The 23,937-nt window shown below is 67.6% G+C and carries 24 protein-coding genes and 2 riboswitches; of the genes, 21 read left to right on the forward strand and 3 right to left on the reverse strand.

The genetic code is table 11. The features are described from left to right. The first annotated feature begins 13 nt into the window (after positions 1 to 13). The 21 genes from EAO27_RS03950 (at position 14) to rplA (ending at position 21,464) form a co-directional block, all read left to right on the forward strand. Positions 14 to 940, forward strand: a complete 927-nt coding sequence (locus EAO27_RS03950) for a D-alanine--D-alanine ligase (protein ID WP_242777317.1) — start codon at positions 14 to 16, stop codon at positions 938 to 940. Beyond that, entirely contained in the window at positions 937 to 1,878 is a 942-nt protein-coding gene (locus tag EAO27_RS03955) for a cell division protein FtsQ/DivIB (RefSeq protein ID WP_242777319.1), read from the forward strand. Before EAO27_RS03950 ends, EAO27_RS03955 begins: the two co-directional genes overlap by 4 nt. Positions 1,879 to 1,882: 4 nt before the next feature. Then, positions 1,883 to 3,139: a cell division protein FtsA gene (gene ftsA, locus EAO27_RS03960; protein ID WP_242777322.1), complete on the forward strand. Its 1,257-nt coding sequence runs from the start codon at positions 1,883 to 1,885 to the stop codon at positions 3,137 to 3,139. A 153-nt stretch (positions 3,140 to 3,292) separates the two neighbouring features. After that, positions 3,293 to 4,762, forward strand: coding sequence for a cell division protein FtsZ (gene ftsZ / locus EAO27_RS03965; protein WP_242777323.1), 1,470 nt, complete (start codon positions 3,293 to 3,295; stop codon positions 4,760 to 4,762). A 61-nt stretch (positions 4,763 to 4,823) separates the two neighbouring features. Next, positions 4,824 to 6,701: an SPOR domain-containing protein gene (locus EAO27_RS03970; protein ID WP_242777325.1), complete on the forward strand. Its 1,878-nt coding sequence runs from the start codon at positions 4,824 to 4,826 to the stop codon at positions 6,699 to 6,701. Continuing rightward, positions 6,698 to 7,870, forward strand: a complete 1,173-nt coding sequence (locus EAO27_RS03975) for a deoxyguanosinetriphosphate triphosphohydrolase (RefSeq protein WP_242777327.1) — start codon at positions 6,698 to 6,700, stop codon at positions 7,868 to 7,870. Before EAO27_RS03970 ends, EAO27_RS03975 begins: the two co-directional genes overlap by 4 nt. A gap of 61 nt (positions 7,871 to 7,931) precedes the next feature. Next, positions 7,932 to 8,591, forward strand: coding sequence for an NAD-dependent dehydratase (locus EAO27_RS03980; RefSeq protein WP_242777329.1), 660 nt, complete (start codon positions 7,932 to 7,934; stop codon positions 8,589 to 8,591). Between the two features lie 58 nt (positions 8,592 to 8,649). After that, positions 8,650 to 8,751, forward strand: a riboswitch (glycine riboswitch). Further along, positions 8,752 to 8,856: riboswitch (glycine riboswitch) on the forward strand. 55 nt (positions 8,857 to 8,911) lie between these two features. Beyond that, positions 8,912 to 10,048, forward strand: coding sequence for a glycine cleavage system aminomethyltransferase GcvT (gcvT, locus tag EAO27_RS03985; RefSeq protein ID WP_242777331.1), 1,137 nt, complete (start codon positions 8,912 to 8,914; stop codon positions 10,046 to 10,048). A 3-nt stretch (positions 10,049 to 10,051) separates the two neighbouring features. Further along, on the forward strand, positions 10,052 to 10,423 hold the full coding sequence (gene gcvH, locus EAO27_RS03990; RefSeq protein WP_242777333.1) for a glycine cleavage system protein GcvH: 372 nt from the start codon (positions 10,052 to 10,054) through the stop codon (positions 10,421 to 10,423). Positions 10,424 to 10,571: 148 nt separating this feature from the next. Next, positions 10,572 to 11,930: an aminomethyl-transferring glycine dehydrogenase subunit GcvPA gene (gene gcvPA / locus EAO27_RS03995; RefSeq protein WP_242777335.1), complete on the forward strand. Its 1,359-nt coding sequence runs from the start codon at positions 10,572 to 10,574 to the stop codon at positions 11,928 to 11,930. Continuing rightward, complete coding sequence (gcvPB, locus tag EAO27_RS04000) at positions 11,927 to 13,519, forward strand: aminomethyl-transferring glycine dehydrogenase subunit GcvPB (protein ID WP_242777338.1); 1,593 nt, start codon at positions 11,927 to 11,929, stop codon at positions 13,517 to 13,519. The genes gcvPA and gcvPB overlap by 4 nt, the downstream gene beginning before the upstream one ends. After that, complete coding sequence (locus EAO27_RS04005) at positions 13,516 to 13,857, forward strand: hypothetical protein (protein ID WP_242777340.1); 342 nt, start codon at positions 13,516 to 13,518, stop codon at positions 13,855 to 13,857. Before gcvPB ends, EAO27_RS04005 begins: the two co-directional genes overlap by 4 nt. Positions 13,858 to 13,900: 43 nt before the next feature. Further along, the gene (locus tag EAO27_RS04010) at positions 13,901 to 14,356 is read left to right on the forward strand and encodes an ABA4-like family protein (protein ID WP_242777342.1); all 456 of its coding nucleotides are present in this window, start codon (positions 13,901 to 13,903) and stop codon (positions 14,354 to 14,356) included. A gap of 17 nt (positions 14,357 to 14,373) precedes the next feature. Further along, complete coding sequence (locus tag EAO27_RS04015) at positions 14,374 to 14,991, forward strand: DUF938 domain-containing protein (RefSeq protein WP_242780424.1); 618 nt, start codon at positions 14,374 to 14,376, stop codon at positions 14,989 to 14,991. A 143-nt stretch (positions 14,992 to 15,134) separates the two neighbouring features. Continuing rightward, positions 15,135 to 16,691 carry a fatty acid--CoA ligase gene (locus tag EAO27_RS04020; protein WP_242777344.1) on the forward strand — a complete coding sequence of 519 codons (1,557 nt, stop codon included), beginning with the start codon at positions 15,135 to 15,137 and terminating at the stop codon, positions 16,689 to 16,691. Between the two features lie 158 nt (positions 16,692 to 16,849). Further along, the gene (locus EAO27_RS04025; RefSeq protein ID WP_242777346.1) at positions 16,850 to 18,178 is read left to right on the forward strand and encodes an MFS transporter; all 1,329 of its coding nucleotides are present in this window, start codon (positions 16,850 to 16,852) and stop codon (positions 18,176 to 18,178) included. A gap of 186 nt (positions 18,179 to 18,364) precedes the next feature. Next, complete coding sequence (gene secE / locus EAO27_RS04030; RefSeq protein ID WP_242780426.1) at positions 18,365 to 18,562, forward strand: preprotein translocase subunit SecE; 198 nt, start codon at positions 18,365 to 18,367, stop codon at positions 18,560 to 18,562. A gap of 32 nt (positions 18,563 to 18,594) precedes the next feature. Next, positions 18,595 to 19,131, forward strand: a complete 537-nt coding sequence (gene nusG, locus EAO27_RS04035) for a transcription termination/antitermination protein NusG (RefSeq protein WP_242777348.1) — start codon at positions 18,595 to 18,597, stop codon at positions 19,129 to 19,131. 109 nt (positions 19,132 to 19,240) lie between these two features. Beyond that, positions 19,241 to 20,173, forward strand: coding sequence for an acyl-CoA thioesterase II (locus EAO27_RS04040; protein ID WP_242777350.1), 933 nt, complete (start codon positions 19,241 to 19,243; stop codon positions 20,171 to 20,173). Positions 20,174 to 20,329: 156 nt separating this feature from the next. After that, positions 20,330 to 20,761 (forward strand): 50S ribosomal protein L11, encoded by a 432-nt coding sequence (gene rplK / locus EAO27_RS04045; protein WP_242777352.1) that lies wholly within the window; start codon positions 20,330 to 20,332, stop codon positions 20,759 to 20,761. Positions 20,762 to 20,765: 4 nt separating this feature from the next. Further along, positions 20,766 to 21,464, forward strand: coding sequence for a 50S ribosomal protein L1 (gene rplA / locus EAO27_RS04050; protein ID WP_242777354.1), 699 nt, complete (start codon positions 20,766 to 20,768; stop codon positions 21,462 to 21,464). Between the two features lie 356 nt (positions 21,465 to 21,820). On the opposite strand, the gene EAO27_RS04055 is transcribed toward rplA, so the two are convergent. The 3 genes from EAO27_RS04055 to EAO27_RS04065 form a co-directional block, all read right to left on the reverse strand. Next, complete coding sequence (locus tag EAO27_RS04055) at positions 21,821 to 22,324, reverse strand: SUKH-4 family immunity protein (protein ID WP_242777356.1); 504 nt, start codon at positions 22,322 to 22,324, stop codon at positions 21,821 to 21,823. A gap of 563 nt (positions 22,325 to 22,887) precedes the next feature. Continuing rightward, positions 22,888 to 23,298, reverse strand: coding sequence for a VOC family protein (locus EAO27_RS04060; protein WP_242777358.1), 411 nt, complete (start codon positions 23,296 to 23,298; stop codon positions 22,888 to 22,890). Further along, positions 23,295 to 23,936, reverse strand: a complete 642-nt coding sequence (locus tag EAO27_RS04065) for a heme exporter protein CcmB (protein WP_242777360.1) — start codon at positions 23,934 to 23,936, stop codon at positions 23,295 to 23,297. The genes EAO27_RS04060 and EAO27_RS04065 overlap by 4 nt, the downstream gene beginning before the upstream one ends. Between the last annotated feature and the right edge of the window lies 1 nt (position 23,937).

Raw genomic sequence — 23,937 nt, forward strand, 5'->3', positions numbered from 1 at the left:
TCGGAGTTGAATTATGAGCCGCGGTCCCTGGCACGTCGCCGTCCTGATGGGCGGCTGGTCCGCCGAACGCGAGGTGTCGCTGATGAGCGGCAAGGGCATCGCCGACGCGCTCGAAAGCCGCGGGCACCGGGTCACGCGCATCGACATGGACCGCGACGTCGCGCTGCGGCTGGCCGAGGCGAAACCCGACGTCGTCTTCAACGCGCTCCACGGCGTCCCGGGCGAGGACGGCACGGTGCAGGGCATGCTCGACCTGATGGGGCTCAAATATACGCACAGCGGGCTCGTCACCTCGGTGATCGCGATCGACAAGGAATTGACGAAGCAGGCGCTCGTGCCGCACGGTGTTCCCATGCCGACGGGGACGATGGTCGACAGCGAAAGCCTCTTTACCGTTGACCCCTTGCCGCGCCCCTATGTGCTCAAGCCCGTCAACGAAGGCTCGTCGGTCGGGGTCGCGATCGTCAAGGACGACAGCAATTACGGCAACCCGATCGCGCGCGGCGCGGTGGGTCCGTGGCAGGAGTTCGACCGCCTGCTCGCCGAACCCTTCATCAAGGGGCGCGAGCTGACCGTCGCGGTGCTCGGGGGCCGGGCGCTCGCCGTCACCGAACTGCGCGTCAAATCGGGTTTCTACGACTATGACGCCAAATATACCGAGGGGCTGACCGAACATGTCTGCCCCGCCGACGTCCCCGACGACGTCGCGCAGCGGATGAAGGACCTCGCGGTGCAGGCGCACCGGCTGCTCGGCTGCCGGGGCGCGTCGCGCTCGGACTTCCGCTGGGACGACGAACATGGCCTCGCGGGGATCTACCTGCTCGAGGTCAACACCCAGCCGGGGATGACGCCGCTCAGCCTCGTGCCCGAACAGGCGCGGGCGGTCGGCATGGAGTATGCGGAATTGGTCGAACGCATCGTGGGGGAAGCGTTATCGTGAGCAGTACCAGAATCAAGCGTCCGACGGCACCGCCGCGCCGCCCGGCGCGCGCGCCCAAAAAACGCAAGACAATCAAGACCTCGCGCGTCGATGCTGCGATCAATGCGCTGCCGATCAGCCCGCGGCGGCTTCAGCAGGTGGCGAACTGGACGATCGGTCTTGGCCTGTTCGCGGTGCTCGGCCTTGCGGCGCATGTCACTGGCGTGACCGCGAAGGTGCAGGAAGAATGGGCGCAGATGGTCGGCCGCGCCGGGTTCCAGGTCCGGAAGGTCGAGGTCGTGGGCGCCGAGCGGATCGACCGGCTCAAGGTCTATGACATCGCGCTCGCGCAGAAGGACCGCTCGATGGCGGCGCTCGACCTTGCGGCGGTGCGCGGCGATCTGATGAAATATGGCTGGATCAAGGATGCGCGCGTGTCGCGCCGCCTGCCCGACACGCTCGTCGTCGACATCGTCGAACGCACCCCGGCGGCGATCTGGCAGCATTCGGGCCGGCTGTCGCTGATCGACGAAAAGGGCGTCGTTCTCGAACCCGTGACCATCGCGACGATGCCCGACCTGCCGCTCGTCATCGGCCCGAAGGCCAACACCCGCGCGCAGGATCTCGATCGCCTGCTCGCCGAGGCGAGCAGCCTCAAGGAATTGCTCGCAGGGGCGACGTGGGTCGGCGACCGCCGCTGGGACCTGCGCTTCCGCAGCGGCGAGACGCTGTCGCTGCCCGAGGGCGAGGGCGAGGCGCAGAAGGCGCTTGCCAAATTCGCGCATATGGACGGCGCCAACCGGTTGCTCGGTCGCGGTATCCTGCGCTTCGACATGCGCGACCCCGACCGTTTCGTGCTACGCTTGCCGCACGAAGGCCAGGTCGCGCCCGCCAAGCTCGAAGGCGCGCGTGCCGCCGCCGACGCGCTGGCCGCCGCGACCGCGGCCGAGGAGGGGTAGCAGCATGGCGCCGCCGCGCATCGAAAAGATCATCACTGCGCTCGACGTCGGGTCGTGGAAGGTCTGCGCGCTGATCGCCGGACAGACCGCCGACGGCACGCTGCACGTGCTCGGCACCGGCCAGCGCGAGAGCCGCGGCGTTCAGCGCGGCTATGTCGCCGACATGGAACAGACCGAGCATGTCGTGCGCGAGGCGATCGAACAGGCCGAACGCATCGCGGGGCTCAACATCGACGACGTCTGGGTCGCCTTTTCGGCGGGCTGCCTGCTCAGCGACGTCGCCCCGATCGAGAGCGAGCTCGGCGGGCACAAGATCGAGCAGGAGGATATCGACGACCTGCTCGCCGCGGGGCGTGCCGGGATCGATCCCGAAGGCCGGATGATCCTCCATGCCCAGCCCGCGCTCTACACGCTCGACGGCCTCAACGGGGTCAAGAACCCGATCGGGCTCCACGCCGACCGGCTCGGCGTCGACATCCATGTCATCATGGCCGACGGCGCCCCGGTGCGGAACCTCGAGGCCGCGGTGCGCCAGGCGCATCTCGACGTCAACGCTGTGGTCGCCGCGCCCGTCGCGGCGGGACTGTCGTGCCTGTCGGACGAGGAGCGCGACCTCGGCGTCGCGCTCGTCGAACTCGGGGCGTCGGTGACCACCGTTTCGCTCTATGCCGGGGGCATGCTCGTCGAACTGGCGTCGCTGCCCTTCGGCGCCAGCGACATCACCGACGACATCGCCTCGGCGTTCGGCATCCGGCGCAGCCAGGCGCAGCGCCTGCAGAGCTTCTACGGCTCGGCGTCGGCGAGCCCGCGCGACAATGTCGAGGTGATCGACCTCGAGCCCGGCGCGCCCAGCGGGGCGGAATCGCCGCGCATCACGCGCGCGCAGCTCATTTCGGTGATCCGCCAGCGGCTCGACGCGATGATGGGCGAGATCGGGCGGACGCTGAAGGACCTGCATTTCGTCGGTCCGATCGGGCGCCAGGTCGTGCTCGTCGGCGGCGGTGCCGATCTCAAGGGCATCGCCGACTATACCCAGAGCGCGCTCGGCCGCGCCGCACGGGTCGGCCGCCCGAAGGGGCTGATCGGCCTGCCCGATGCGCATTCGGGGCCGGCCTTCGCGACGCTCGCCGGGCTGGTGCTCTACGCCGCATCGGACCCGGTCGACCTGCGCGACCTGCCGATGATGGCGCAGGACGTCTATCGTCCGCGCAGCAGCGGAATCGTCGGACGTCTGGTCGCTGCGTTGAAAAGCAGTTTTTGAGGGCTGGATGGCCGAAAGGGTTAATTTTTTGGATGATTCCCTCGTCACAATAGTGCAATGCGGTGACAGGAAACCGGGCGTCAGGGACCACCGTCCGTCTGGGTCGCATGATGAAGAAGCGGCAAGGGTTCGCCGCTGCAGGGAGATTGTTTGATGAGCATCAATATTGGCCCGCCGCAGGTCGATGAGCTGAAGCCGCGGATCGCGGTGATCGGTGTCGGCGGCGCGGGTGGCAATGCCATCGCGAACATGATTGCCGCGCGCGTCGAGGGCGTCGATTTCATCGTCGCCAACACCGATGCGCAGGCGCTCAACGCCTCGCCGGCGGAGCGCCGCATCCAGCTCGGCGCGCAGATCACCCAGGGGCTTGGCGCGGGTTCGCGGCCCGAGGTCGGCCGTGCGGCCGCCGAGGAAACGATCGCGCAGGTCGAGGATGCGCTCGACGGTGCCCATATGTGCTTCGTCGCCGCCGGCATGGGCGGCGGCACCGGAACCGGCGCTGCGCCGGTGATCGCCAAGGCCGCGCGCGACCGCGGTATCCTGACCGTCGGCGTGGTGACCAAACCCTTCATGTTCGAAGGCGCGCGGCGCATGCGTTCGGCCGAGGCCGGCATCGCCGAGCTGCAGGAACATGTCGACACGCTGATCGTCATTCCCAACCAGAACCTCTTCCTGGTCGCCAACCCGAACACGACCTTCAAGGAAGCCTTCACCATGGCGGATGAAGTGCTCCAGCAGGGCGTCCGGGGGATCACCGACCTGATGGTGATGCCGGGGCTGATCAACCTCGACTTCGCCGACGTGCGCAGCGTGATGCGCGAAATGGGCAAGGCCATGATGGGCACCGGCGAAGCCGAAGGCGACGGCCGCGCGCTCGAAGCGGCGCAGAAGGCGATCGCCAACCCGCTGCTCGACGGCGTGTCGATGGCGGGCGCCAAGGGCGTCATCGTCTCGATCGTCGGCGGCGAGGACATGCGCCTGATGGAAGTCGACGAAGCCGCGAACCATATTCGCGAGCTGGTCGATCCCGACGCGAACATCATCTGGGGCAGCGCCTTCAACGAAGCGCTGCAGGGCAAGATCCGCGTGTCGGTGGTCGCCACCGGCATCGACGGCACCGGCGACACCGCGCCGGCCCCCACCGCGACGCGCAGCTTCTCCTTTGCGCCGGCGCGCAGCGCGGCTCCCGTCGCAGCCCCGGTCGCCGAACAGCCGGTCGAACCGGTTGTCGCCGAAGCTCCCGCTGCGGCCGCCGATCCGGCGCCGGGTTTCTCGCTCGGCGACAGCACCCCGGCCGAGGCGCCGGCGTCCGCTCCGGCGGCTGCTGCCGTCGAAGAGCCGATGGAGCTCTCGAACGTCGCGGCGACCTATGACGACACTGCGGACGAACTCGTGCTCGGCGAACCCGAACCCGCGGCTCCCGCGTGGCAGCAGGTGACGCCGCCTCCGGCGCCGGCTGCTCCGGTCGACGATGCGCCTGCGCGCAACATCGGCGGCGGTACGCTGTTCGAGCGTATGTCGCGCCTGTCGCGCGGCGCGGCCCCGGCCGATGGTGAGGATGGCGGCAACAAGGGCGACGGGGTCGACATCCCGCGCTTCCTGAATCGTCAGAACAACCAGTAACAGGGCGGAATCAGCGGCCGCTGCAAAGGGCAGGGCGGTCCAGACCGGGATGAACTTGCCCATGCGGCGATGGATGAAGACGGCGAGGCCGGAACGCGGGCGGCACAGCGCCGCCGCGTTTGCGGCGCTGTTGCTTGCAGCGGCTCCGCTCGCCGTCGCGCAGGCGCAGGTCACGCCTGCCGACCCCGCGACGCGGGCGGCGATGGAAAAGCGGACCTCCGCGCGGACCCTGCTGTCCTCGGCTCTCGCGCGCATCGCGGCGAACGCCAATGACGGCACCGCGCTGCTCGATGCCGGCCGTGCTTCGATCGAGCTCGAGGATTATCGTGCCGCGCTGGGCTTTCTGACCCGCGCCGAACAGGCCAATCCGCGCGACGGTGCGGTCAAGGCCGCGATGGGTACGGCGATGGTCCATATGGAAAATCCGACGCGCGCACTCGATTATTTCGGCGAGGCGCAACTGCTCGGCGCACCCGAGCGGATCTTTCTCGCCGATCGCGGGCTTGCACGCGATCTGCTCGGCCAGCAGGAGGCCGCGCAGCGCGATTATCAGCTCGCCCTGTCGATCGCGCCCAGTGACGAGGTGACGCGCCGCTACGCCTTGTCGCTCGGCATCGCGGGCGACCCCGATCGCGGGGTCCAGATGCTCGCGGGCCAGCTTCGCGCGCAGGATCGCGCGGCCTGGCGCCTGCGCGCGATGATCCTCGCGATCAACGGTCGCAACGGCGAAGCGACCGAAATCGTCAACGCGACAATGCCGCCGCAACTCGCGCAGAATATCCTGCCCTATCTGACGCAGATGAACCGGCTCAACCCGGCACAGCAGGCTGCCGCGGCGCATTTCGGACGCTTTCCGTCGGGCAATCTCGGACCCCCGCGCGCGCCGGTGCAGATGGCGGCGGCGACACCGCCCCCGGCCGCGACGCCCGCGCCTGCCGCGACCCGGCCCGACCGGCGCCGGACGACCGAGCGCGACCGGGCGCGCGGGACGCTCACGCCCGCCAGCGCAACCCCGCCCGCGGTGAGCACGCGTCGTCAGCCCGAACAGGCATCGCCGGCCGCGCTGCGCCCCCGACAGGCTCCCAGCGTCGCCGTCGCGAGCGCCGCACCGACGCCGGTTCGTCCGGCGCCTGCGTCCGCAGCGGCATCCGCTCCGCAGGCGGCTCCCGCAGTGGCGCCGTCCCCGGCTCCGCCGGCGGCCAGTGCAGCCGTCGTGCCCGCCGCGTCGCCGCCCATCGGCGTCGCGGTCCGCGACAGCGGTCCCGTCGGCCCCGGTTTTTCGATTGCGGATATCCGCCAGCCCGCCGGGACGGCATCGACATCCGTACCCGCAGCGGCGGGCGCGGCGACTCCCGCTCCGGCGACCGCGGCAGTCGAAGCGCTCCCGCCGCCGCCATCGTCGTCGGTTGCCGCGTCGCCGGTCTTTGCGCCGACCGCGGCCGCCCCGCTCGCATCGCTTGCCGATATCGTCGGGTCGCTTGAAATTCCGGCCGAGGAGATGGCGCCCGCGAGCGAAGCGGTTGATGCGGCGACGCTCGCGAGGCTGCGCGCCGACAAGCGCAAGGCCGAACTGGCCGCCGAGGCGAAGCGCGAGAAGGACGAGGCCGCCGCCAAGGCAAAGGCCGAAGCCGAGGCAAAAGCCAAGGCCGAAGCGGCCGAAAAGAAGGCCAATCCCGCGCGCATCTGGGTCCAGGTCGCGACGGGCGCCAATGCAAGGGCGCTTGCGACCGATTTCGGCAAGTTCGCGAAAAAGAGCCCCGCGCTGTTCAAGGGCAAGGCGGGCGCCACCACCGAATGGGGCCGGACGCGGCGGTTGCTCGTGGGTCCGTTCAAGGATCGCAAGGCGGCGCAGGACTGGCTCGGCGATTACAAGAAGGCGGGCGGCGACGGCTTCCTGTTCAACAGCGAGGCCGGCCAGACGGTCGATCCCGTCAAGTGAGCATCGCGCATTGCGCCAGCGATCCGGGCCGCAGTCGCGGTCGCCTGCACGGCGAGCCCGGCCGCGTCGTGCGCGGACCGCGCGATGCGTTTCAGCGCGACCGCGATCGCATCATCCATTCGATCGCCTTTCGTCGGCTGCGCCACAAGACGCAGGTTTTCGTCGCCCCCGACCTCGACCATTATCGCGTGCGCCTGACCCACAGCATCGAGGTCGCGCAGATCGGGCGCGGCATCGCGCGCGCGCTGGGGCTCAACGAGGATCTGACCGAGGCGCTCTGCCTCGCGCACGACATCGGTCATCCGCCCTTCGGTCACGCGGGGGAGGATGCGCTAAAGGCGGCAATGGCCGCGCACGGCGGGTTCGATCACAACGGCCACACATTGCGGACGCTCGCGCGTCTCGAATGTCCCTATCCGCTGTTCGACGGCATCAACCTGACGTGGGAAACGCTCGAAGGGCTCGCCAAGCACAATGGTCCGGTGGCGCGGCCGGGCTGGGCCCTGGCGCAGATCGATGGCGACTTTCCGCTCGATCTTGCCAGCCACGCCAGTCTGGAAGCCCAGATTGCGGCGGTCGCCGACGATATCGCCTATGACAATCACGACATCGACGACGGACTGCGCGCGGGGCTGCTCGCGCTCGACCAGTTGATGGAACAGCCGTTCGTCGCGGCGAATTTTCGCGCGGTCGAAGCACGCTTTCCCGGCGCGCCGCACGACCGGCTGCTGCGTGAACTGGTGCGCGACCAGATCGGCGTGATGGTCAACGACGTCATCGCGACGACCGCGGCCAATGTCGCCGCGGCCGGGGTCGCCAATGTCGACGATGTGCGGGCGGCCGGGCGGACGCTTGGCGAATTCTCGGCGGACCTGGCGGCGAGCGAGCGCGATCTCAAGCGCTTCATGTACGCCAACCTCTATCATCATCCCGAACAGATTGCCGCCGCGGGAGCGGCGCACCATGTCATCGCGCGGCTGTTTGCGGCCTATGCCGCTGATCCGCGACTGATGGGCGCCGACTGGGCGGCGCGCGTCCCGGGCGGTGCAGAGGCGACGGTGCGTCACATCGGCGACTATATCGCCGGCATGACCGACCGTTTTGCGATCGACCGCTACGCAGAGATATTCGGACGCGCCGAGGTGCCCGCCGCGCTCGCGCATGTCTGACCGTCGCGGGCGTTCCGGACGGGCTTCGACAAGCGCCGGGTAACGGGTATAGGGTGAGACGATGAGCGTTCCGCCCTCCGATATTCTCCTCGTCGGTGCCACCGGCCTGATCGGACGGGCGGTCATCGCCGTTGCCGCCGGTCGCCGGCTGACCATTCTCGCGCGCCGGCCGATGGATGATGTGCCCGAACGGCACGCGCTGCTTGTCGCACCGCCCGAACGCTGGGCCGACATGATCGCCGCCGAAAGGCCGCCGGTTCTGGTCTGCTGTCTCGGCACAACGATCCGGCAGGCGGGCTCGCAGGCCGCGTTCCGCGCCGTCGATCATGACCTGATCCTGTCCGCCGCGCGCGGCGCAAGGCTCGGCGGAGCGACGCAGATGATCGTCGTCAGCGCGGTCGGCGCGTCGGCGCAGAGCCGCAACTTCTACCTCAGGACCAAGGGCGAGACCGAGGACGGGCTGCGCGCGCTCGGGTTCGCCCGGCTCGACATCATGCGCCCCGGCCTGCTGACCGGCGAACGCGCGGGGCCGCCGCGGCTGGGGGAGGGGATCGCGTCGGCGGTCGCCCCTGTCACCGACGTCCTGCTCCGCGGGTCGCTGCGCCGCTATCGCTCGATTCCCGCTGCCGTCGTCGCAAGAGCCATCGGCGCGCTCGCGGGGCAAGGCGGTCCGGGCGTCCATATCCACGAAAATGACTCGATGCGGCGGCTCGCCGATTGACTCTCGGCAGGGGCGCCGCCAAGGCTCGGGCGTCTGTCGGCTCCCGTCAAGGGATTCGACCGGCCGCGCGGGAGAGCGCGGGGGCGGGGTGACCCGCGCCTCGCCACCGAAGGAGCAACCGCCCCGGAAACTCTCAGGTCAAGCGGACCGCGCGGACTGGAACGGACACTCTGGAAAGCGTCCCGGCGATTGTCGGGGCCACCGAAGGGGTAACTCCATGATTTATGGAGGAAAACTCTCAGGTTCCCGTGACAGAGGGGGCATGGCGACAAGGCGGCATCGGGCCGCACCTTGCCGTGCCTTGGACGGGAGTTCGCGTGATGAGCGACGGTAGTGATTTTGCGACCGACGAAGCGGTTCCGCCCGCGACCCTGCCGCTCGACGCCTGGCACCGCGCGAAGGGCGGCCGGATGGTCGAATTCGCCGGTTACTGGATGCCGATCCAATATGAAGGCATCATGGCCGAACATCTGTGGGTGCGCGAAAACGCAGGCCTGTTCGACGTCAGCCACATGGGCCAGTTGTCGATCGCCGGCGATGATGCCGCCGCGGCGCTCGAAGCGCTCGTTCCGGGCGATATCGCGGGGCTGAAACCGGGCCGCATGCGCTATTCGCTGCTGCTCTCCGACGATGGCGGCATCCTCGACGATCTGATGATCACCAACGAGGGCGCGCAATATGGCGTCGTTGTCAACGGCGCGGTCAAATGGGACGACATCGCCCATCTGCGCGAGGCGCTGCCCGACGATATCACACTCAACCACAATGAGGATTACGGGCTGCTCGCGCTGCAGGGCCCCAAGGCGGCCGAGGCGCTGGCGCGGCTGGTGCCCGACGCCGCGACCCTCGTCTTCATGCAGGCAATGCCTGCGACCTGGAATGGCCATGCCATCGCGATCAGCCGCTCGGGCTATACGGGTGAGGACGGCTTTGAGATCTCGCTCCCGAACGAAGCGCTCGAAGCATTTGCCGACGCGCTCTGCGCGATGGACGAAGTCAAGCCGATCGGACTCGGCGCACGCGACAGCCTGCGTCTCGAGGCCGGGCTGCCGCTCTACGGTCACGATCTCGACCCCGCGACCGATCCCGTCGAAGGCGACCTCGGCTTCGCGATCAGCAAGCGCCGCCGCGAGGAAGCGAATTTCCCGGGCGCCGCGCGCATCCTCGGCCATCTCGCCGACGGCGCTCCCCGCAAGCGCGTCGGTCTGCTGATCGAGGGCAAGATGCCCGTCCGCGAAGGCGCCACGCTGTTCGATGGCGACACCGAGATTGGCGTCGTGACGTCGGGCGGCTTCGCCCCCAGCGTCGGCGCGCCGATTGCCATGGGATATGTCCCGACGGGCCTCGCCGCGCCTGGAACTGCGGTTGCGGCCGAAGTGCGCGGCAAGCGCGTGCCCTGCACCGTGACCGCGATGCCCTTCATTCCCCATAACTATGTCCGCAAGCAGGGAGGCTGACCGATGCCGCGTTATTACACCGAAGATCATGAATGGATTGACGTCGACGGCGACGTCGCGACGGTCGGGATCACCGACTTCGCGCAGGGCCAACTCGGCGACATCGTCTTTGTCGAAGTCCCCGACACCGGCGCCGAACTGACGCAGGGCGGCGACGCCGCGGTCGTCGAATCGGTCAAGGCGGCAAGCGACGTCTACGCCCCGGTCGACGGCACCGTCACCGCAGGCAATGGTGCGCTCGAGGAAGACCCGGCGCTGGTCAACAGCGACCCCGAGGGCGAAGGCTGGTTCTTCCGCATGACCCTCGGCGACAAGGGCCAGCTCGAAGGCTTGATGAACGCGGCCGCGTACAAGGCCTTCTGCGACGATCTTTGAGAATCTTGCCCTTCCCGTCAGGGGAGGGGCAGCGAGACTTGCGGGCTTGCCCGCCAGTCGCAGCGGGGTGGCCATTAACACCGCGTCAGACCGCGGCCTCCCACCCCCAACCCCTCCCCCGAAAGGGAGGGGCTTTGGAGATAGTGAAATGCGTTACCTCCCGCTCACCGCCGATGACCGTTCGGCCATGCTCGCGACCATCGGCGCCGCGACGATCGACGATCTGTTCGTCGACGTTCCCGCCGAGGCCCGGCTTGCCGGCCCGATCGAGGGACTTCCCGACCATGCCAGCGAACTCGCGGTCGAGCGCCACATGGGCGCGCTCGCGCGGCGCAATCGCGCGGCGGGGGACGGTCCCTTCTTCCTCGGCGCAGGCGCCTATCGCCACCATGTGCCCGCCAGCGTCGATCATCTGATCCAGCGCGGCGAGTTTCTGACCGCCTACACGCCGTACCAGCCCGAAATCGCGCAGGGGACGCTCCAGATGCTGTTCGAATTCCAGTCGCAGGTTGCGCGGCTGCTCGGCACCGACGTCGCCAATGCGTCGATGTACGACGGCTCGACCGCGTGCTGGGAGGCCGTCGTGATGGCGCGGCGGATCACCAAGCGCGCCAAGGCGCTCTTCTCGACCGGCGTTCACCCGCATTATCGCAGCGTTGCGCGCACGATGGCAAAATATACCGGCGATGCGCTGGTCGAGGCCGATCCCGAACTCGTGCCTGCCACCGACTGGGCGGATCTCGCCGCGGCGGTCGACAAGGAAACAAGCTGCGTCGTCGTCCAATATCCCGACATTCTCGGCCGCATCGACGACATGGCAGCGCTCGCCGCCGCCTGTCAGGCGTCGGGCGCGCTGCTGATCGCGGTTGTCACCGAACCCGTCGCGCTCGGCCTGATCAAGTCGCCCGGCGAAATGGGCGCCGACATCGTCGTCGGCGAGGGCCAGTCGATCGGCGTCGGGCTCCAGTTCGGCGGGCCCTATGTCGGCCTCTTCGCATGCAAGGCCAAATATGTCCGCCAGATGCCGGGGCGCCTGTGCGGCGAGACCGTCGACGCCAATGGCAAGCGCGGCTTCGTGCTGACGCTCTCGACGCGCGAACAGCATATCCGTCGCGAAAAGGCGACGAGCAATATCTGCACCAATTCTGGGCTTTGTGCGCTGGCCTTCAGCATCCACATGACCTTGCTCGGCGAGGCCGGGCTGCGCCAGCTGGCGGCGATCAATCATGGCCGCGCGAAGGCCGCTGCCGCCGAACTGGCGAAGGTGCCGGGCGTGTCGGTCTTGAACAGCGGCTTCTTCAACGAATTCACCTTGCTGCTGCCGACGGCGGCACGGCCGGTGGTCCACAAGCTCGCCGAACGCGACATCCTCGGCGGCGTCTCGCTCGGCCGCCTCTATCCCGACAATGACGGCCTCGCCAACGGGCTGGTCGTCGCGGTCACCGAAACCTGCACGGCGGAGGACATTGCAGCCTTTGCCGCAGCGCTGAAGGAGGTGCTGGCATGAGCACGCTCAACGCATCCGGCTGGCGCCCCGAAATGAATGCGGGCGGCGCCGACGACACCACGACCTTCACCGGCAACCGCGCGCTGATGCTCGAAGAGCCGCTGATTTTCGAGATCGGCTTGACCGGTACCACCGGCGTCGATTTCGACGAGGCGGCACCCGCGCTCGACCTTGGCGGGCTTGCGCGCACCGCGCCGATCGGCCTGCCGGGCCTCAGCGAGGGGGAAACGGTGCGCCACTATACGCGCCTCAGCCGCCAGAATTATGCGATCGACCTCGGCCTTTTCCCACTGGGGTCGTGCACGATGAAGCACAACCCGCGCCTCAACGAAAAGGTCGCGCGGATGCCGGGCTTTGCCGACATCCACCCGCTCCAGCCGCAGGAAACGGTGCAGGGCGCGCTTGGCGTCATCAACGAGCTCGCGATGTGGCTGATCAAGCTCACTGGCATGCACGGCGTCGCGATGACACCCAAGGCCGGCGCGCATGGCGAACTCTGCGGTGTCCTGTGCATCAAGGCGGCGCTCGAAGCGCGCGGCGAGGACCGGCGCGTGCTACTCGTCCCCGAAAGCGCGCACGGCACCAACCCCGCGACTGCGGCCTTCGCGGGCTTCAGCGTCGAGGATATCCCCGCGACCCCCGAGGGCCGCGTCGATCTCGCGGCGCTCAAGGCGCGGCTCGGCCCCGACGTTGCGGGGGTGATGATCACCAACCCCAACACCTGCGGTCTGTTCGAGCGCGACATGAAGGCGATCTCGGATGCGGTCCATGCCGCGGGCGGCTATGTCTATTGCGACGGCGCGAACTTCAACGCGATCGTCGGCAAGGTCCGCCCCGGTGACCTCGGCGTAGATGCGATGCACATCAACCTCCACAAGACCTTCTCGACCCCGCACGGCGGCGGCGGTCCGGGTTCGGGTCCGGTCGTGCTGTCGGAGGCGCTGTCGCCCTATGGCCCGATTCCCTATTCGGCGCGATACGCCGACGGGACGTTCAAGCTGGTCGAGGAGGAAAGCGCGGGCGCCGAGCATCCCGACACCTTCGGCCGCATGACCGCCTTCCACGGCCAGATGGGCATGTTCACCCGCGCGCTGACCTATATGCTCAGCCACGGTGCCGACGGCCTCAAGCAGGTCGCCGAGGATGCGGTGCTCAACGCCAATTACATGCTGCGCAGCCTTGAGGATGTGCTCGACGCACCCTTCGGGGCTTCGGGGCCGTGCATGCACGAAGCGCTGTTCACCGACGACGGCCTCGCCGAGGGCTTCTCGACGCTCGACATCGCCAAGGGAATCATCGACGAGGGCTATCACCCGATGACGGTCTATTTCCCGCTCGTCGTCCATGGCGCGATGCTGATCGAACCGACCGAGACCGAGAGCAAGGCGGTGCTCGACCAGTTCATCGGCGCGCTGCGCAGCGTCGCGCTGCGCGCGAAGAACGGCGATCCGGCGCTGAAATCGGCGCCGCATTTCGCGCCGCGCGCGCGGCTCGACGAGACCGCAGCGGCGCGCAAGCCGATCCTGACGTGGAGCGAACCCGTTGTTGCTCCCGGCACGCCGTCGCTCAGCGAGATCGGCGGCAGTTGACCGATCCGGCGGCGAACGGCGTGCGCCTGCGCGGCGGGGCGGGCTGCCTCGTCGGTGGCGCGCTGTTCGCCGCCGTGTTCGTCGCCGTCGGGCTTGCCGCGATCACGCTCTGCGGCCTGGTCGTCGAGCAGTGGGAGCTGGTCCGCGTCCGCCGTGAATTCAGTTACGACTGGGCCTTCCTTTACGCGCCGCTGATCGCGGCGAGTTTCGGTTTCGCGGCCGCCTTTTTCGCCACGCGGCGCTTCTCGGCGGCGCGGCTGACGCTGCTGATCGTGGCGACCGGGCTGGTCGCTCTGTTCGGGGGGCTGGTACTCTTCGGACTTGGCGGGCTCGTCTGACGCTGGCAAGGCAAGCACCGACTGCAATGCGAGGGGACGACCGATGAGCTGGGACACGCTGTTTCTGGTAGCGAATTACTGGGCCATCGCGGCCTGGCTGGTCCTCGCGTTCGCGCCGCGCGGACCCAGGATCCTGTCGCTGCTCATGTACGCGGGCGTCTTTCTCCTCTGCCTCGCCTACACCGTGCTGATCGCGGGCTTCCTCTCCGGCTCGATCGACGCGGGCGGGCAGGGCGGGGCGATGGACTTCACCACCCTCGCCGGCGTGATGAAGCTGTTCGACACGCCGGGCGGTGCGACGCTCGGCTGGATCCACTATCTCGCCTTCGACCTTTTCACCGGCATGTGGATCGCGCGCGACGCCGACCAGAAGGGGGTCGGCCGCATCGTCCAGTTTCCCTTCCTGTTCTTCACGCTGATGGCGGGGCCCGTAGGCCTGTTCCTGTGGCTGATCGTGCGCGAACGTCGCGCACGGGGGCAGGGGAAACGCGCGAAGTGACGGGTCCCGCGCCCTGGATGCCGGGCGACGGCGATCCGTCGGTCCGGCGCCACGCTCCTGCCACGGCACGCAACCGCGACGCAATCGCCGGGGTCCTCGCCGACTGGCTCCCGCAGGCGGGGACGGTGCTGGAGGTCGCGAGCGGTTCGGGCGAACATGCGGTGCATTTCGCCGCCGCCTTTCCGCACCTCGACTGGCAGCCGAGCGATCCCGATCCCGCGGGCCTCGCCTCGATCGCCGCGTGGCGCGACGACGCGAGGCTCGGGAATCTCGCCCCGCCGCTGGCGCTCGATGCGTCGGTGCCCGAATGGCCCGCGACGCGTGCCGATGCGATCCTCTGCATCAACATGGTGCATATCAGCCCGTGGGAAGCAACGCTCGGCCTCTTCGCCGGTGCGGCGCGGCTGCTCGTGCCGGGTGCGCCGCTGGTCCTTTATGGCGCCTATGTCGAGCCCGGCGTCCCGACCGCCGAAAGCAATCTGGCGTTCGACGCGAACCTGCGAGCGCGCAACGCGGCATGGGGCCTGCGCGATACGGCTGCGGTCAAGGCCGCAGCGGGCGACGCGGGCTTCGTCTTCGCCGAACGGCGGGCGATGCCCGCGAATAATCTGATGCTGCTCTTCCGCCGCGACTGAGCGCGGTACGGGATTGCATAGGGATCGAAGTGTCAGCAAGATACGCGGCGACGTACGGCGTCGGGCGCAGCGCTTGTCAAATCGCTTGCGACGTTGTTATCAGGGTTGAGAAATGCCGCCAACGGCATCCGGGAGAGATTTGCATGAAAGAGCTGGCCGACCTTCTGACATTCGACGAATTCATCACCCATTGGGCGGCCGACCGGCCCGCGCGGGTCGCGCTGCGCGAGGAGGATCGGGTCTTCACCTATGCCGACCTCGACGACCTGACCGCGAAAGTGGCGAGCGCACTCTTTGCGGCGGGGCTTCGGAAGGGCGATCGCATCGCCTGGATCGGCAAGAACAGCGATCTTTATTTCCTCCTCTTCTTTGGCGCCGCGCGTGCGGGCATCGTGATGGCGCCGATCGGCTGGCGGCTGTCGCCGGCCGAATGGGCCTATGTGCTCAACGACACGGGCGCGAAAATCCTGTTCACCGGTCCGGGGTTCGACGCGGCGGCGCAGCAACTCGCGGGCAAGCTCGAGCAATATCCGCTGATCCTCGGCGCGGACGAAGCGCGCGCGCGGATCGCCGCGACCCCGCGCGCGGGTTTCGAGGGCGCGGGCCCCGACGACGCGGTGCTTCAGCTCTATACGTCGGGCACTACAGGTAACCCCAAGGGCGCCGTGCTGTCGAACCGCAACCTCTTCGCGCTCCGCCGCAATTCGAGCGACCTCGACATACCCTATACCAAGTGGGACGACGACGAGGCGGTGCTGGTTGCCATGCCCTGCGCGCATATCGGCGGCACCGGGCTCGGCATCATGGCCCTCGGGGCGGGGCTGCCCGGGATCATCCTCGCCGAATTCAACCCCGAAGGCGTGTTCGACGCGGTCGAGCATCATGGCGTGACGCGCTTCTTCATCGTGCCGGCGGCGCTGCAGATGCTGCTGCTCCACCCGCGCTGCGCCGAGACCGATTTCAGCCGGCTCAAATATATCCTCTATGGTGCGGCGCCGATCCCGCTCGAACTGCTGCGCCAGTGCATCAAGATGTTCGGGGCCCAGTTCATCCAGGCCTATGGCATGACCGAAACGACGGGCACGATCTGCATGCTGCCGCCGGAGGATCATGATCCCGAGGGCAATGCGCGCATGCGGTCGGCGGGCAAGCCGCTGCCCGGCGTCGAAATCCGCATCCTCGGCGACGAGGGGCAGGAGCTTCCGGTCGGCGAGGTGGGCGAGGTCGTCACCCGCTCGTCGAACAACATGCTGGAATATTGGAACCTGCCCGAGGCGACAGCGAAGACGATGACCGCCGACGGCTGGATCCATACCGGCGACGCGGGCTATCTCGACGCCGACGGCTATCTCTACATCCATGACCGGATGAAGGACATGATCATCTCGGGCGGCGAGAATGTCTATCCGGCCGAGGTCGAGAGCGCGATCTTCGGCCATCCCGCGGTGCAGGAGGTCGCGGTGATCGGCATCCCCGATGCCAAATGGGGCGAGACGGTGAAGGCGGTGGTCGTGCCCAAGCCGGGAATGAGCGTCGACGAGGGCGACATCATCGCGTGGGCGCGCGAACGCATCGCCGCGTTCAAGGCGCCGCGCAGCGTCGACGTGATCGAAGCGCTGCCGCGCAACGCCAGCGGCAAGATCCTCCGCAAGGACCTCCGCGCGCCCTATTGGGAGGGCTATGAGCGGATGGTGAACTAGCCGCGGCCCGGGGGCGGGGCCGCGAAAACCCTCCGGGCGGCGACGCCATCGGGAGGATTTGTGGCCGCCGCGCATCCGGGACCGACATTCGCCGCCGCGGTCTATTGACACATCTGTCAATGGCTGAAAGCTTGCGCCTTCCCGCAGGAGCCGCCCGCTTGGCCACCACCGCCCCGACCCTGTCCGCCCGCGGCGTCGAATCGTCGGCGCTCACCCCGCGCACCGTCGCGGCCTATGCCGCGACCGCCGCACCGACCGCGATGCTCGGCCTCCCGTTCAGCGTCTATCTGCCGCCCTATATCGCCGAAGGCGGGGTGATTGCGGTCGCGCTCGTCGGGCTCCTCTTTTCGCTCACCACGATATGGGACGGTGTCGTCGACCCGCTGATCGGCACGATGGTCGACCGCTTCCGTCCCGGGATGGGCGCGCATCGCCGCTGGATGCTGATCGCGATGGTGCCGCTGCTCGGCTTGCTGGCCTTCATCGTCACCGCCGGGAACCTGCTACCCTTTGCCGCGCTCTTTATCGTGCTGGTTCTCTTCTATTCGAGCTTCAGCCTCTACGAGGTCGCGCAGCTGTCGTGGGGGGCGGCGCTCGTGCGTGCGCCGGCCGACAGCGCCATGCTCTACGGCATGCGCGACTGGGCGTCGAAGATCGCGCTGCTCGTCGCCTTCGCCGCGCCGGCGGCGGCGCAATTCTTCGTCCCCGGGCTCAGCCTTCAGGGGCGCATCATGGCCTATGCCGGGGTGATGCTGGTCGTCGCGCCCGTCGCGCTCTATGCGATCCGCCATATCCCGCGCCGCGCGGTCGTCGCCGAACCGGGCATCGGCTGGCGGCACGAACTGCGCGCATCGCTTTCCTTTCCGCCGCTGATGCTGCTGTGCGGGGTGCAGTTTCTCAACAGCTTCGCCTTCGGTTCGCTGACCGCGCTGTTCGTCTTTTTCGCGGCGTGGGTGCTCGACCTCGACGATCGCAGCGCGCTGCTGCTCTTTGCGAGCTTCATCGGCGGCGCGCTGGCGTCGCCCGGCTGGGCGTGGCTCGCGCGCCGCTTCGGCAAGCCGCCAATGATGATGGCGATGGGATTGCTGATCGGTTCGCTGCTCGTCGCGACGCTGGCGCAGCAGCCCGAGGGGTTCGGGCAGGCGGCTATTTTCTCGCTTCTGCTCGGGACTGGCTTCGTCGGGCTGCTGTTCATCTATTCGATGCTCGCCGACCTGATCCCGCACGATGCCCGGCGTTGCGGTCGCAACCGCTCGGCCTTTCTCTTCGCGATTCTCAATCTGATGGCGAAATTCGGTGTCGCGGCGGCGATCGGGGTCAGCTATCTGGCGCTCGACTTCATCGGCTTCGATCCGGCGAACGGCGCCGCGGCGGCGCGCCAGCTCCATCTGCTCTTCGTGCTCCAGCCGACGCTGAGCTGGCTCGTCATGGTCGGGCTGCTGCTGCTGCTCCATCGCAGAATGGCGCGCCTTCCCGCCCGCCTTTGACTTGCAATCCCCATTGCGCCCAAGTAAAGGCCGCCCATTCGGACAGATGCGCCGTTCTCCTTCCGCCTTTCGCCGACAAGCTCGGGGAGGGTGGGCGGACTATTGCCCAAAGCACGGTTGACGTGCGGGGGGCGGCAACCCATCTGGCCGATGACATTGACGCTTTTCGAGGACAGGACGATCGACATGGCCAAGACCAGCCCGGGCGAATTTATCCGTCAGGTACGCGCCGAAGCCGGCAAGATCGTGTGGCCCACGAGCCGCGAGACGGTGCAGACGACGATCCTGGTGCTCATCATGACCACGATCCTCGCGTTCTTCTTTCTCGGCGTCGACACGGTTTTCAACGCGATCGTCAGCTGGCTGACGTCGCTCGCGCGCTGATCGGCGCCACTACAGGGACAGGACGTAAACACATGGCGCGCTGGTACATCATTCACGCCTATTCGGGTTTCGAGAACAAGGTTCGCGATTCGGTGCTCGCCGAGGCCGAGCGCATGGGGCTTTCGCAGCTCGTGGAATCGGTCGAGGTGCCCGTCGAGACGGTGACCGAGGTCAAGCGCGGCAAGAAGGTGCAGGCCGAGCGGAAATTCTTCCCCGGCTACGTCCTCGCCAAGCTCACGATGACCGACGATGTCTATCACCTCGTCAAGAACACGCCGAAGGTCACGGGCTTCCTCGGTTCGATGGGCAAGCCGCAGGCGATCAGCGAAGCCGAAGCCGCGCGCATCCTGAACAGCAAGGAAGAAGCGGCCGCGCGCCCCAAGACCGAGATCCGCGTCGATTACGAGATCGGCGACCAGGTCAAGGTGCTCGAAGGCCCGTTCGCGAGCTTCAACGGCGTTGTCGAGGAACTCGACTTCGACAAGGCGCGCGTCAAGGTCAGCGTCTCGATCTTCGGCCGCGCGACGCCCGTCGAGCTGGATTTCGAGCAGGTCGAACGCATGAAGTGACGGCCCCGACAGGCCGTCATCCCGGCGCAGGCCGGGATCTCATCTTATCGTAGGACCGCACCGGCGAGATCCTGGCCTTCGCCAGGATAACAAGGGAGAGGCGCGCATCATGACAACCCTCTCTCCCGAACAGGTTGAAGCGCGCATCGCGCGCGCGCGCGCGATCAACGCCAGCGTCGATGCGGGTCGGGTTGTCGGCGCGGTTGCGCGCCTGTTCGATCTCGACGCCGTGCCCGGGGTCGACGACGAATTTACCTTTCCGGCGCTCGCGACCACCGCGCGCGATCGCATCTTCGGCGGGCAGGTGATCGCGCAGGCGATGGTCGCCGCGGCGCGCACCGTCGATTCCGACAAGCGCGTCCATTCGCTCCACGCCTATTTTCTGCGCGGCGGCGACGAGACCAAGCCGCTCCATTTTCGCGTCCACCGCGATTTCGACGGGCGCAGCTTCGCCAATCGCCGCGTCGTCGTGCGTCAGGACGGCAAGGTGATCTTCAACCTCACCGCCTCGTTCCAGAAACCGGCGCCGGGCTTTGCGCATCAGGTGCCGATGCCCGACCTGCTGCCGCCCGAGGATTGCGTCGATTTTCTCGAGGCCATCGCCGCCGACCCCCATGTGTCGGAGGATTCGTTCGACCATATGGCGCGGCGGCGGCCGTTCGAACTGCGCAACCATCGCCCGCCCGCCTCGGCCAAGGCGACGCAGCACTATCAGTGGTTCCGCGTCGCGGCGCCGATCGGCGACGACCCGCTCGTCCACCAGGGTTTCCTGGCCTTTGCCTCGGACATGGGGCTGCTGTCGTCGGCGATGCTGCCGCACGGGCTCAACTGGTCGACCCCGGGCCTGTTTTCGACCAGCCTCGACCATGCGATGTGGTTTCACGACGATGTGCGCGTCGACGAATGGTTCGTCTATGTGATGGACAGCGACTGGTCGGGTGCCAGCCGCGGGATCAACCGCGGTTCGATCTACCGCCGCGACGGCACGCTGATCGCGTCAGCGGTGCAGGAAGGGCTGTTGCGCCTCGTTCCGCAGGGCTGAGGCTTGTTTTCCGGAACGTTTGGGCCTATGGGCGCCGCTTCGCGTCAGACAAGGGCGCGATTCCGCGCGGGAGGAGGGGGTGATGCCCCTCTGTTCGACCGCTTATTTTGAGGTTCGCCGCCCGGCGGCGGACCGACAGAAAGAAAGGAGGCCATCATGGCCAAGAAGATTAGCGGCTACATCAAGCTGCAGGTGCCCGCCGGCGCCGCCAACCCGTCGCCGCCGCTCGGGCCGGCGCTCGGTCAGCGCGGTGTCAACATCATGGAATTCTGCAAGGCGTTCAACGCCGCGACCGACGGCCTGGAAAAGGGTACGCCGACCCCGACCATCATCACCGTCTTCGCCGACAAGAGCTTCGCCTTCGTCACCAAGACGCCCCCGGCGACCTATCTGATCAAGAAGGCCGCGAACCTGAAGTCGGGTTCGAAGGAGCCCGGCAAGCTCAGCGCCGGCAAGATCGCGCGCTCGAAGCTCGCCGAAATCGCCGAGATCAAGATGAAGGATCTCAACGCGAACGATATCGAACAGGCGACGAAGATCATCGAAGGCAGCGCGCGCTCGATGGGCCTCGAAGTGACGGAGGGCTGACCCCATGGCAAAGCTGACCAAGAAGCAGAAGGCCCTCGAGGGCAAGGTCGACGCGCTGAAGCTGCACGGCGTCGACGAAGCGCTGAAGACCGTTCGTGAACTCGCTTCGGCCAAGTTCGACGAAACGCTCGAAATCGCGATGAACCTGGGCGTCGATCCGCGCCACGCCGACCAGATGGTCCGCGGCGTCGTCACGCTCCCCGCCGGCACCGGCAAGGACGTCAAGGTTGCCGTGTTCGCGCGCGGCGACAACGCCGAAAAGGCGCTGGCCGCCGGCGCCGACAAGGTCGGTGCCGAAGACCTGATGGAAGACATGCTCGCGGGCAACCTCGACTATGGCCGCGTCATTGCGACGCCGGACATGATGGGCATCGTCGGCCGCCTCGGCAAGACGCTGGGTCCGAAGGGCCTGATGCCGAACCCGAAGCTGGGCACCGTGACCCCGAACGTCGCCGAAGCCGTGAAGGCCGCCAAGGGTGGTCAGATCGAATTCCGCGTCGAAAAGGCGGGCATCATCCACGCGGGCCTCGGCAAGCTGTCGTTCGGCGAGGAAAAGCTCCGCCAGAACTTCGACGCCTTCGTCGACGCGATCGTCAAGGCCAAGCCGGCCGGCGCCAAGGGCAAGTACGTCCGCAAGATCGCGCTGTCGTCGTCGATGGGCCCGGGTGTGAAGGTCGACACGACCGACGTCACCGGCGCCTGATTTCGGGCACGCTGAATTAGGGAAGGGCCGGGGAAACCCGGCCCTTTTCTTATGGGCGGGTCGGGGGCGGCAGACCGCGATGGCCTTCTTTCGTCGTCCCGGGTTGGATCCGGCCGGGCAAGCGCCCCGCGGCCTTCCAAAGTGCAGGCAAGTTCAGCCCTGTACGCTTCCCCGATTGGGACCTCGCGCCATGTTGGACGCGCCCGGCGCGGCGCGGCGTGGCCGCATTGGCAAGGCGGGCGGCGACCGCTTTTGTCCGCCAAATCGAAGCGCCGAACGAAGGCTCGGCACAGGCGGATAATATAGGAAAGGCCTATTTGCAGGCGGTGTCCGCTTTGGGGTAGGAAGCGGACGCTCTACCTAAGTCGTAGTTCGCTAGACCATAGTTGATTTTCTTCGAGAGACCTCGGATCCAGCTTTTCCAGAAAGCCAGCAAACGATTCTCGCAGGACTAGAGAAAGCGCCCCATCAAAGTCCGGCACGGTTGCGGCTTCGTCAATCAAATCGCGATATCGCAGAAGCGAAGCCGCAAGAGTTGGAACATCGTGGTTTACGTACGACGGTTCAAACTTTCCGTCGTGGTCTAAGAGCAGGACGGCGCCAGTTTTATCAATAACAATAGGGTTTCCGGCACCGTCCGACCCGATAGCCAGATAGTCGTTGCGGGCGCCTTCCGGCAGCCGATCAAGCGACTGCTGTCCGAAGCTGAGACAGGGAGCTGCTTCCACCGGAAGGCCAGCGGTAGTCAAAAAATGCTCGGCCACTGCCGTCGTCTGGGCGTGACCAATCTCTTCGCCGGTAAAGCGATACAGCGTGTCGCCCTCCCGCTCCCATGCTGCTTTGAAATCCTGTGCATCCATCGGAGCTTTATGGAAACTTCTTCAGGCGTCCGCAATCGGTCGTTGGCGGTCATTCTATCCAGCGACAGCGGCTAGCGACAGAAATGGGGTGGGAAGCGGACGTTTGCTCTCAGTTTGTACCCCGGCGAAAGCCGGGGCCCAGGGCGTTAGAAAGTCAGCGTTGCGTAGTTCCGCTCTGGGCCCCGGCTTTCGCCGGGGTACGGCAAGGACCGGTCGTTGGCGGATATCTAAATCCTCCCTGTGGCGAAGCCATGGGGAGGGGGACCGCCGCCGCGGGCGGCGGTGGAGGGGCTGCGAGGTCGCATCTTTCGCCCCTCCGTCAGCGCTCCGCGCTGCCACCTCACCCATGGCTTCGCCACAGGGAGGATATCTGTCCGCAACCGGTCGTTAGCGGATATCTAAATCCTCTCTGTGGCGAAGCCATGGGGAGGGGGACCGCCGCCGCAGGCGGTGGTGGAGGGGCGGTAACGTCGCGCCATAGCCCCTCCGTCAGCGCTCCGCGCTGCCACCTCCCCATGGCTGCGGCACAGGGAGGATCTTATGGCCGCTTCCGCTCGAAAGGGTCATTGCGATCGGCGAAACTCGATCAGGTCCCACTTGTTGCCATAGAGGTCGAGGAACACCGCGACGGTACCATAATCCGCTTCCATCGGCTCGCGCTCGATCCGTACGCCCTTGGCCAACAGATTTTGATAGTCGCGAGCGAAATCGTCGGTTCGCAGGAACAGGAAGACGCGTCCGCCCGACTGGTTGCCGATGAACGCCGCCTGCTCCGCATCAGCCGCCCGCGCGAGCAGGATCGTCGCGCCGCCCTCGGGGGCGCCCGGCGGTGCGACGAGCACCCAGCGCTTGTCCTGCGCCGGCTGATAGTCGTCGGCGACTAGCGTGAAGCCCAGCGTGCCGACATAGAAGTCGATCGCCTCGTCATAGTCGCGCACCACCAGCGCGACATGCGCGAGCGACTGGTGCGTCATTCGCGCAGGCCCCGCAGCGCCGCGCCCGCCGCGAAGGGGCCGATCACCGTCATCAGCAGGCTGACCGCGCCGAGCAGCTTGATCGCGCCGCGTCCCGACGGATCGAGCATTCCTGCCCCGAAGATCAGCATCGGCACGGCGAGCGGCAGCACGAGCAAGCCGCCGATCGCATTGCCCCCTTTCAGCCCCGCGGTCAGCGCCGCGCTGAGCACCGCCAGCGAGGCGAGGGCGGGGATGGCGATGGCGAGCCCGGTGGCCAGAATCTGGACCCGCCCGGCGTCCTGCGCCAGCAGCGCCGCCGCCGGGAGCAGCGCAATCAGCAGCGGCAGGCCGAAGCCGATCGCATGGGCGGCGATCTTCACCGCCGCGATCACCTCGTCGGCGACACCGCGCACCGCGAGCTGGTCGAGCACGCCCGCGTCGCGGTCGGGCCGCACGAGCCGGTCGATCGGCAGCAGTGCGGCAAGCAGCGCCGCGACCCAGACCATGCCCCCGCCGGTCCGCGCCAGCAACGGCGCGTCGGGACCGACCGCGAAGGGAAAGGCGGTCGCGACGAGCAGGAAGAACAGCACCGGCAGCCACAGCGCGTCGCTGCCCCACGCCCGCCTGAGGTCGCGCCAGAAAAGGGCGATCAGCATC

The sequence above is a fragment of the Sphingopyxis sp. YF1 genome, assembly GCF_022701295.1.
In the GTDB taxonomy this organism is placed as follows: Bacteria; Pseudomonadota; Alphaproteobacteria; order Sphingomonadales; family Sphingomonadaceae; genus Sphingopyxis.